At 70.7% G+C, this 9095-nt stretch carries 8 protein-coding genes; 7 read left to right on the top strand and 1 reads right to left on the bottom strand.

Annotation, left to right across the window (positions count from 1 at the left end; all coding sequences use genetic code 11):
• Positions 1–141: 141 nt before the first annotated feature.
• The 3 genes from C1J01_RS50050 to C1J01_RS23600 all read left to right on the top strand — a co-directional run bounded on the left by C1J01_RS50050 (position 142) and on the right by C1J01_RS23600 (position 3800).
• Complete coding sequence (locus C1J01_RS50050; RefSeq protein WP_181448928.1) at positions 142–315, top strand: hypothetical protein; 174 nt, start codon at positions 142–144, stop codon at positions 313–315.
• A 263-nt stretch (positions 316–578) separates the two neighbouring features.
• The gene (locus C1J01_RS23605) at positions 579–1109 is read left to right on the top strand and encodes a pyridoxamine 5'-phosphate oxidase family protein (RefSeq protein WP_111181154.1); all 531 of its coding nucleotides are present in this window, start codon (positions 579–581) and stop codon (positions 1107–1109) included.
• Positions 1110–1364: 255 nt separating this feature from the next.
• Positions 1365–3800 (top strand): excinuclease ABC subunit UvrA, encoded by a 2436-nt coding sequence (locus C1J01_RS23600; protein WP_235854616.1) that lies wholly within the window; start codon positions 1365–1367, stop codon positions 3798–3800.
• 164 nt (positions 3801–3964) lie between these two features.
• Here the strand turns inward: C1J01_RS23600 and C1J01_RS50045 are convergent, their stop codons facing one another.
• Positions 3965–5116: a GAF domain-containing SpoIIE family protein phosphatase gene (locus tag C1J01_RS50045; protein WP_268958740.1), complete on the bottom strand. Its 1152-nt coding sequence runs from the start codon at positions 5114–5116 to the stop codon at positions 3965–3967.
• Positions 5117–5332: 216 nt separating this feature from the next.
• Between C1J01_RS50045 and C1J01_RS23585 the strand changes: the two genes are divergently transcribed.
• From C1J01_RS23585 to C1J01_RS23570, 4 genes are all read left to right on the top strand, one after another.
• Complete coding sequence (locus tag C1J01_RS23585) at positions 5333–5905, top strand: MFS transporter (RefSeq protein WP_181448926.1); 573 nt, start codon at positions 5333–5335, stop codon at positions 5903–5905.
• Between the two features lie 68 nt (positions 5906–5973).
• Entirely contained in the window at positions 5974–6642 is a 669-nt protein-coding gene (locus C1J01_RS53490) for a TetR/AcrR family transcriptional regulator (protein ID WP_111181152.1), read from the top strand.
• Positions 6635–7507 carry an ABC transporter ATP-binding protein gene (locus C1J01_RS23575; protein WP_111181151.1) on the top strand — a complete coding sequence of 291 codons (873 nt, stop codon included), beginning with the start codon at positions 6635–6637 and terminating at the stop codon, positions 7505–7507. The genes C1J01_RS53490 and C1J01_RS23575 overlap by 8 nt, the downstream gene beginning before the upstream one ends.
• Positions 7504–9060, top strand: a complete 1557-nt coding sequence (locus C1J01_RS23570) for an ABC transporter permease (RefSeq protein WP_111181150.1) — start codon at positions 7504–7506, stop codon at positions 9058–9060. Before C1J01_RS23575 ends, C1J01_RS23570 begins: the two co-directional genes overlap by 4 nt.
• The last annotated feature ends 35 nt before the right edge of the window (positions 9061–9095 follow it).

Genomic DNA, 9095 nt, shown 5'->3' with positions numbered 1-9095 from the left:
CACCCCGCCCGCGCAACACCCCGGGGGGGACGGCGTGACCGTCGCCGCCTGGCTCGGCCGGTGGACTTCCCCCGGGCCGAGCCAGGTGAATCCGGCATTCCGTACGAAATCAGAAGCCCCCCGGCCTGGAGACCGTCCCTCATGACACGCACGTCCACTGACCCTCCCGCGGCCAGAGCGAGCGGCGCTCTCGTCCCGGTGCTCGCCTTCGTGGGCATCGTGGTCCCGGTGATGCAGACCCTGCTCATCCCGGTGCTCAAAGACCTGCCACACCTGCTGGGCACCAAGCCGGACAACGCGACCTGGCCACCGTGATCGCGCCACGGGAGATCCGCCAGCGACGGGCCTTCACCGGAGTCGGCACGTCGATTGCACGCCGGAGCGGCCCAGTGGCACCGCGGTCACGACCGCATCCCTCACTGCGCGCAGCTACGGAACACCCTGACCTGGTGGGGGACTGTTCCGGTTACCCGGCAAAAAACATGACATAGGACGTCGGGTTTAGATCAATCATGGGTTCACCGGTCGGCACCGACGTGGGCGCCGGCCGGCTGCCCCACGGACAGACAAGGACCGCAATGCGCGAAACACCAGAAGATCTCAAAGAGCTGCAAGCCCTTCTCGACGCCTCGCTCTCCCGCTCCACTCCGCACCTCCGCTCGATCATCAACACCGAGCGCACACTGTCCGCGCGGCAACTCACCCAGGTCCTCACCGGCATGTGCACCCTCGCCCTGTCCACCGTGACGGCGAAGGGCGAGCCGCGGATCAGCGGGGTGGACGGGCACTTCCTGCACGGGAAGTGGCATTTCGGCACGGCGCGCGGCGCCGCCAAGGCCCGCCATCTCGCCGCCCGTCCCGCCGTCAGCGCCGCGCACATGCGCGGGGAGCAGCTGGGCGTGTTCACGCACGGCACGGTGGAGGTCCTCAACCCCCGGCGCGGCGAGCCGGCCGCGGACTGGCCGGACCTGCTCGCCTACCTCAAGGACTTCTACGGCGACGACTTCTTCGACTGGGACAACGACGTGGTCTACTACCGGCTGCAACCGCACTGGATGACCGTCTACGCCCCCGACGTCGACAAGCTCACCGCGGCGTCCCGGTCCTGACCGGCAGTACGGGCGGCATCGAGACCACCACGTGCTGAGAGACCTGGTGAAGCGGCCGCTCAGCGCCATGGTGACGAGCGGCCGCGACGTAGTGGCGTGATCGGTTTGTTCGGCATGGGCGGCGTGCGTGTCCGCCCATGTTCTGCTGTGTTGCGAGAGGATGGACGAAGGTTGACTGCGTTCGTACGGGGCGTTGCGAGTACGGGGTGCGAGGCCATCGAGGTGGTGGGGGCTCGTACCAACAATCTGCGGGACGTGTCGGTGAGCATCCCCAAGGGGCGGCTCATCGCCTTCACCGGAGTGAGTGGCAGCGGCAAGACCTCGCTGGCCATCGACACCCTGCACAACGAGGCCCAGCTGCGGTATCTGGAGGGACTTTCGCCGTTCGTGCGGCAGTACATCACCCAGCGCAATCGGCCGAAGGTCGACCGCATCCTGGGACTCGGCGCGACGCTCGCGGTCGACCAGCGTCGTCTGAACCGCAACCCCCGGTCCACGGTCGCGACGATCACCGGCATCGACGGGCATCTGGGGCTGCTGTACTCACGCCTTCCCGGGATCGGCGCGGACCGGGCGGCGGAAAACGGGGACGGGCATCTGACGACCGCTCATTTCGACCGCAATACGCCGGAAGGAAGCTGTGCGGATTGCCACGGGGTGGGCGGACGCTGGCAAGCGCAGGAGGACCTGGTCATCACCCATCCGGAGCTTCCGCTCTTTGAGGGGGCCTCGCCCTGGTTCGCGAAGTGGCGGTCGGGGGAGCACGCGTTCGTGCCGGCGCTTGCCGAGAAGCGGGGTGTGGACCTCGGTCGGCCGTGGAAGTCGCTGCCTGAGGAGTTCCGTCGCTGTGTGCTGTACGGCACGGGTGAGGAGAAGGTCGAGGCGACCGTCGACATGTCGAACAAGAAGGAGACGGTTTCGGTGACCTACACCTCGAGCCAGCCGCTGCGGGGCGCGCTCGCCGAGGTGGAGCGGGTGTTCGCGAACGCCCGAACCCCCAGCGCCAAGCAGCGCTACCTGCCGTACATGCGCAAGCAGCCGTGCGGCACCTGCGGCGGCAGCGGGTACGACCAGGTGGTCCGGTCCGTGCGGCTCGGCGGGCTGACCTATCCCGACCTGATCGAGGTGGAAGTACGGGAGGTGCGCGGCTGGGCGAAGCGCGTCGCGGACGACCTGGACGCCCGGCAGCGCGACGTGGGTGAGCCGCTGCTGCTCGATCTGGGCCGCAGGCTCGGGTTCCTCGACCGGCTCGGCTTGGCCCATCTCCAGCTGTCGCGGGGTGCGGCGACGCTGTCCGGGGGTGAGTTGCAGCGAACCCGGCTCGCCGCTCAGCTCAGTACCGAGCTGAGCGGCCTCGTCTTCGTCCTGGACGAGCCTGGCACTGGGCTGCATCCGGCGGACAAGGCGCACCTGCTCGACATCGCTCTGGAGCTACGCAAGGCCGGCAACACGGTGCTCCTGGTCGAGCACGACCCTGAACTGATCGCCCGGGCCGACTGGGTGATCGATATGGGGCCCGGCGCGGGCCGCCTCGGCGGTGAGGTCCTGGTATCGGGGTCTCCCGCAGACGTGGCCGCCCACCCGACGTCGCTGACCGGACGCTATCTGGCCGGTGAGGGGCCGCGGCTGCGACGGACCCGTCGTCCGGCCGGGGACGACACCGGCTGGGTGGAGCTGCACGGACTGCGTGCGCACAACGTGACCGCGGACCTGGTGCGTTTCCCCGCCGGTCGGCTCACCTGCCTGACCGGGGTGAGCGGCAGCGGCAAGAGCAGCCTGCTCGGCGCGCTCGCGGCGAGCGTGGAGGCCGCCCTGAACGGGACGACGACCGACACGGTGCGGCAGGTGACCGGCCTCGAGGGGTTCGGCTGGGTCGCCGTCGTCGATCAGGAACCGCTCGGGCGAACGCCGCGGTCCAACCCGGCCACCTACAGCAAGGCGTTCGACATTGTGCGCAAGCTGTTCGCCGAAACCGACGTGGCGCGCGGACGCGGCGTCGATGCCTCCTGGTTCAGCTTCAACACCGCGGGTGGCGGCCGTTGCGAAACCTGCACCGGTTATGGCCGCAAGCTGGTCGACATGCACTTCCTGCCGGATGTGTGGGTGGTCTGCGACGCGTGCGAGGGCCGGCGCTACAAGCCGGAGGCTCTGGAGATCACGTATCAGGGGCTGGCCATCAATCAGGTGCTGGAGCTGACCGTCGCCGAGGCTGTGGAGCACTTCTCCGAACCCCGGCAACTCGCGGAAACCCTAGGAGCCTTGAACCAGGTCGGACTCGGCTATCTCCAGCTCGGCCAGAGCGCCACAGAGCTGTCCGGCGGCGAGGCGCAGCGGCTGAAGCTGGCGTCCGCGATCCAGCGCGGCGCCGCAGGCCGCAGGGCCGGCCTCGTCGTCCTCGACGAACCCGTCTCGGGCCTGCACCCGTCTGACATGCAGCGTGTGGTGGACACGCTCGACGTGCTGCTCGACTCGGGCAACACCGTCGTCGTGGCCGAACACGACATCCCCGTCGCCGCCTCCGCGGACTGGGTGATCGACCTGGGACCGGGAGCCGGTCCGGACGGGGGTGCGGTGATCGCGGAGGGAACCCCGGACGCCGTCGCGACCGCGGACACCCCGACCGCCGGCTTCTTCCGGCGGTACGCGGCGGGCCTGCCGCTCCTGGAAGTGCGAGAAGGCGCGCGCTGCTGAGGGCGGGGCGCGCCCGCGGACTGCTGCTGCCCGCCGACGGCCCGGACGCCCGCCAAGCCGGCACGTCCGCCGGCACTCGGCCACCGCCCTGGTGGCGCCAAGATCCGGTCCGGTCCTCCCCCGAAGGCCGTAGCCGGCCAGGCGGCAACCGGCGCCCTGCTCACCTACCACGCCCGCGGTGACCTTGGCCTTGTGGGTGAGCCTGCAAGGGGATGGCCGACAGCCGCGTGCCGGTCAGCGGTCGGCAGATGGGCCCAGGAAGGGCCGGCGCCTGGAAGGGGCACGCCCACCGCTTCGCCCAGGCCGTCGGTGTAAAGGAGCAGCGTGCTGTCGGGCGGCAGCACCTCGACAGCACTGGTACGCCGCCGGTCGGTGACCACACCCAGGAGGGGATCGGTGGCGTCCTCCAGGTAGCGGCCCTCACCGGCGGAGGTGACCAGCAGCGGGGGTGGATGCCCGGCCACCGAGTAGCGGAGCCGCCAGTGGTCGCCGGACTCCTCCAGCCTGGCCAGGATGCAGGTCGCCAGGAGGCCACCGTCGTACAGCGCTTCCACGACCATGTCGAGACGGCGCAGGATGTGACCGGGAGACTCGTCGCGGTCGGCGGCCAGACTTCTCAGCATGTTGCGCAGCTGACTCATGGTGACCGCGGCGTCCAGGTCGTGCCCGGCGACGTCGCCGACGGTCAGGATGGTCGCACCGCCCGGCAGCCGGAACGAGTCGTACCAGTCGCCCCCGATCTCGGCGCCCGGCCCGCTGGGCCGGTAGCGGGCGCAGATCTGAACGCCGGGCACGTCCGGCGGATCCGGGAGCAGGCAGTGCTGGAGGGCGAGGGCGACGCGCTGGGTCTGCTGGAACCGCAGCGCGTTGCTGAGGTGCTGGTGGGCGTGGTCGAGCAGCCGCCCCAACAGGTCGATATCGGCCGCGTCGATCGGTCGACGCGACCCGCACACCATGGTGGCCACAACCGCTGCCAGGGCGCCGTCGACGACCACCGGCACCAGGGCCATGCTGTTGGTTCCGGCACGTGCGAACCAGTCCTTCGTGCCTGGCGACACGAGCCTCGCAGGCGGCGCTCCCGCGGGGAACGTGTGACGGACCGGGCGGCGGGTTCGGACCGCTTCGACGAAGCCGCTTCCCGGCGCGAAGTGCTCGGTGCCTAAGGGCGCGGACGGTGGAAGCCCGTCGCGAGTGGTGCAGGCGACCTTTTCGGCGACGGACGAGGCGGGAGAGCGGTCCGCGAACTCGGGTATCAGATAGATCGCGCATGCGTCCGCCACGTGGGGCACGATCACCCGCGACAACGTGTTGAGCACCTCGACGAGGTCGGCGATGTCCGCCGTCGCCGGGACGCTCGGCGCGCTGCTGGGGAGCCTGCCCGCCGACCGGGGACTCCTCGGCGGCGTCCTGACCGGCACAGCGCCGCCGGAATGCTCCTCACCCTCCGGCTGCCCGCCACCGCCGAAGCCCCGGCACCGGCTCCACCACCCGGACCACCGCGATCGCGCATACTGGCCCGCTCCCGCGGCCCGGTGGCCCGCCTGGCAGGCCTGTTCGCCACCGACAGCCTCGCCGGCGGGTTCGTCATCCAGGCCTATGTCGGCTACCGGCTCGCGGCCCGCTTCGGGGCCACCACCCACACGATCGGGATCACCTTCGCCGTGGCCGGGATCCTCCAGACCGCCTCGCTGCTGGCCGCGCCGCGGGTGGCCGACCGGATCGGGCTGCTGCCCACGATGGTCTTCACCCACCTGCCCGCCAACGTCATGCTGGCCGCCGTGCCGTTCGCTCCTTCTCTCACACTGGCGATCGCCCTCCTGCTCGGGTGTGCCTGCCTGTCGTCGATGGACGTGCCCGCCCGGCAGGCGTACGTGATGGCGATGGTCCCGCCCGAGGAACGCACCGCCGCCGCCGCGATCACCAACACCGCCCGCTACCTCACCAGGCCCCTGGAACCGGCGCTGGCGGGTGTGCTGCAGTCGGTCAGCCCGGCCGCGCCGTTCCTGCTCGCCGGGGTCGCGAAGATCGGCTACGACCTTGCCCTGGGGCAGACCTTCCGCCACAGCCGGCCCCTCACCGACCCGCCGCCCAGCCGGGCGTCATGAACATCCTCGATCATCCCATGAGTCCAATATATTGATATGGCTTCCAATATTGCTTTATTGTCAACGGTATGTCGATATCGTCGAGTGACCGTCCACCGGAAGACCTGACCGCGCGCGCCCGGATCCGCGACGCCGCCTTGGCCGAGTTCGCCGAGAAGGGCTTCAAAGGCGCGACCATGAAGGCCGTCGCCGACGCCGCCGGCGTCTCCATCGGCCTGGTACAGCACCATTTCGGCTCCAAGGACGGTTTGCGGGAGGCCTGCGACAAGCATGTCCGCGACGTCGTCCTGGGCGCCGCCGGCGAGGTCCAGGACGGGGCTGACGTCAGCCCTGAGTTTCTGCGGGGAATGTACGAGGCGAGCGGGCTCAGTGTCCGCTATCTCGCCCGGGCGCTGGTCGAGGGCTCGCCGGTGGCGGCGGCGTTGTTCGACGAAGGCGCCGAAGCAGCCGAGCGGTTCTTCGCCGAGACCTGGCCCGAGGAGTTCTCCCCCGGCGAGGCCAAGGTGCGCGAACGCGCCGCCGTCATGGCGGCGATGCACCTCGGCACGATCGTGCTCCACGAGCATCTGTCCCGGCGGCTCGGCATCGACGTGCTGCAGGGCGCGAACTCCAGCCTGATCGGCACCGCCCTGGCCGACGTCTACGCCCACATGGGCCGGTGGATCGCAGCGGAGCAGGGAGACCGGCTCCGCCAGGCCGTCACCGACTTCCACCTGAAGGAGCACCCCGATGCCTGATGTGATCCGCATGCGTCAGCTGGTCAAGACCTTCGGCCGGGTCCGCGCGCTCGACGGCCTGGACATGACCGTACGGGAAGGAGAGGTGCACGGGTTCCTCGGCCCCAACGGCGCCGGCAAGACCACGACCCTGCGCATCCTGCTCGGCCTGCTGCGCAAGGACGCCGGCGAGGTCCGGCTGCTGGGCGGCGACCCCTGGGCCGAGGCCGTCGAGCTGCACCGGCGGCTGGCGTACGTTCCCGGCGACGTCACCCTCTGGCCGAGCCTGTCCGGCGGCGAGGTGATCGATCTGCTCGGCCGCCTGCGCGGCGGCGCCGACGCCAAGCGGCGCGACGAGCTGATCGAGCGTTTCGCCCTGGATCCGCGCAAGAAGGCCCGCACCTACTCCAAGGGCAACCGGCAGAAGGTCGCGCTGATCGCCGCGCTGGCCTCCGAGGTGGAGCTGCTGTTACTGGACGAGCCGACCTCGGGGCTCGACCCGTTGATGGAGGCCGTCTTCCGCGAGGTCATCGCCGAGGAGCGGCGCGCCGGCCGTACGGTCCTGCTCTCCAGCCACATCCTCGCCGAGGTCGAGGCGCTCTGCGACCGGGTGAGCATCATCCGCGACGGCCGCATCGTGGAATCCGGCACGCTCGCGCAGCTGCGCCATCTGACGCGCATCTCGGTCACGGCGGAGCTGGCCAGGGTCCCGGACAACGGGCTCCCCCATGTCCACGACCTCAGCGTCGACGGTGGCCGGGTGCGGTTCCAGGCCGACACCGAGCACATCGGCGACGTGCTGGCCCGGCTGGCCGAGTACGGCGTCCGCGACATCACCGCCCAGCCCCCCACCCTCGAAGAGCTGTTCATGAGGCACTACCGATGAACACGACAGCACTGATCCGGCTGATCCTGCGCCGCGACCGCGTCTGGCAGCCGTTGTGGATCCTGTCGGTCGCCCTCTTCGTCGCCACCACCGTGGCCACCATCCGAGAGCTGCTGCCGACGCAGGAAACGATCCTGCACTACACCAACGAGATCGCGAAGAACCCCGTGATCCTGCTGCTGCAAGGACCGGCATACGGCGACAGCCTCGGCGCGGCCGCCGCCCAGCAGCGGGGCGCCGCCACCACGATCTTCGCCGCCCTGGCCAGCGTCATCCTCCTGGTCAAGCACACCCGCTCCGACGAGGAACAAGGGCGGCGGGAGCTCGTCGGCTCGGCCGCCGTAGGGCGGCACGCCCCGCTGACCGCCGCCCTCACCGTCGTGCTGGCCGCCAACGCCGTCCTGGCCGTGCTGATCACCGTGGTCGGTGCGAGCGCCGGACTCCCCATGGCCGGCTCCCTCGCCTGGGGGCTGATGGCCGCTTCGGCCGGCTGGATCGGGGCCGCGCTGGCCGCCGTGGCCGTACAGGTGACCCAGCGCGCCCGCGTGGCCGGAGCCTTGGCCTTCACCGTGTTCTTCGCGGCGTACCTGGTCCGCGGGGTGAGCGACCTGGGCGGGCCGGGCCTGCAATGGCTGGGCTGGCTCGTGCCGAACGGCTGGATCCTGCGGGCTCGCGCCTTCGGCGGCGAGCGGTGGTGGGTGTTCCTGCTGGTCGCGGGGTTCGTCGTGGCCATGGTCGGGTTGGCGTACGCGCTGTCGGCCCGCCGGGACATCGGCGCGGGCCTCGTACCGCCGCGGCTCGGCCCCGCCCGTGCGCCGAACGGCCTGCGCGGACCGTTCGGGCTGGCGTGGCGGACGCATCGGGGCACGGCGCTGGCGTGGATCGCGGGCGCCGCGTTCATCGGCGCGGGGATCGGGCTCGGCGGGCAGACCGCCGTCGAGACGTTCGGCCAGAGTGGAGCGCTGGACTTCTGGGCCGGACGGACGGGAGCAGATGATCCTGCGGAGATCTTCTTCAAGCTCGTCGTGTACGAGCTGGCGGTGTACTCCGTCTCCCTGTACGCGATCATGACGGTGCTCCGCCTGCGTGGCGACGAGGCCGCGGAACTCATGTTGTCCGGCCCGGTGAGCCGGGCGCGCTGGGCGGCCGGCCATCTCCTGTTCGCGGTGGCGGTACCCGTGGTCGTGCTGGTCATCGCCGGTCTCGGGCTGGGCCTCGGCGACGGGGACTTCGCCGGCGGCCTGGCCATGACCACGGTCATCGTGCCAGGCGTCTGGGTGATGGCCGGGATCGCGGTGGCGGCGTTCGGGCTGTTCCGGCGAGCCGGAGCGGTCGTGGGGTGGACCGCTTTGGCGCTGGCCATCGCCATGGAAGTCGGCTGGGAGGTAGGGCTGGTGAGCGACTCGCTCTTCATGATCTCCCCGTTCGCCCACGTCCATTACTCCACGCTGGCCGACCCGGGACCGGGCACGCTGCTCGGGCTCACCCTTGTGGCCGCCGGGTTCGCGGCCGCCGGCCTGTACGGGCTCCGCCGCCGCGATCTGGCCCTGTGACTCCATGACCCCGTCCACCGCCCCGACCCGGCCGC

It is taken from the genome of Nonomuraea aridisoli (assembly GCF_003236395.1).
Lineage (GTDB): Bacteria > Actinomycetota > Actinomycetes > Streptosporangiales > Streptosporangiaceae > Nonomuraea > Nonomuraea aridisoli.
The sequence above is the reverse complement of the archived record's forward strand: the minus strand, read 5'-3'. Positions and strand labels throughout refer to the sequence as shown.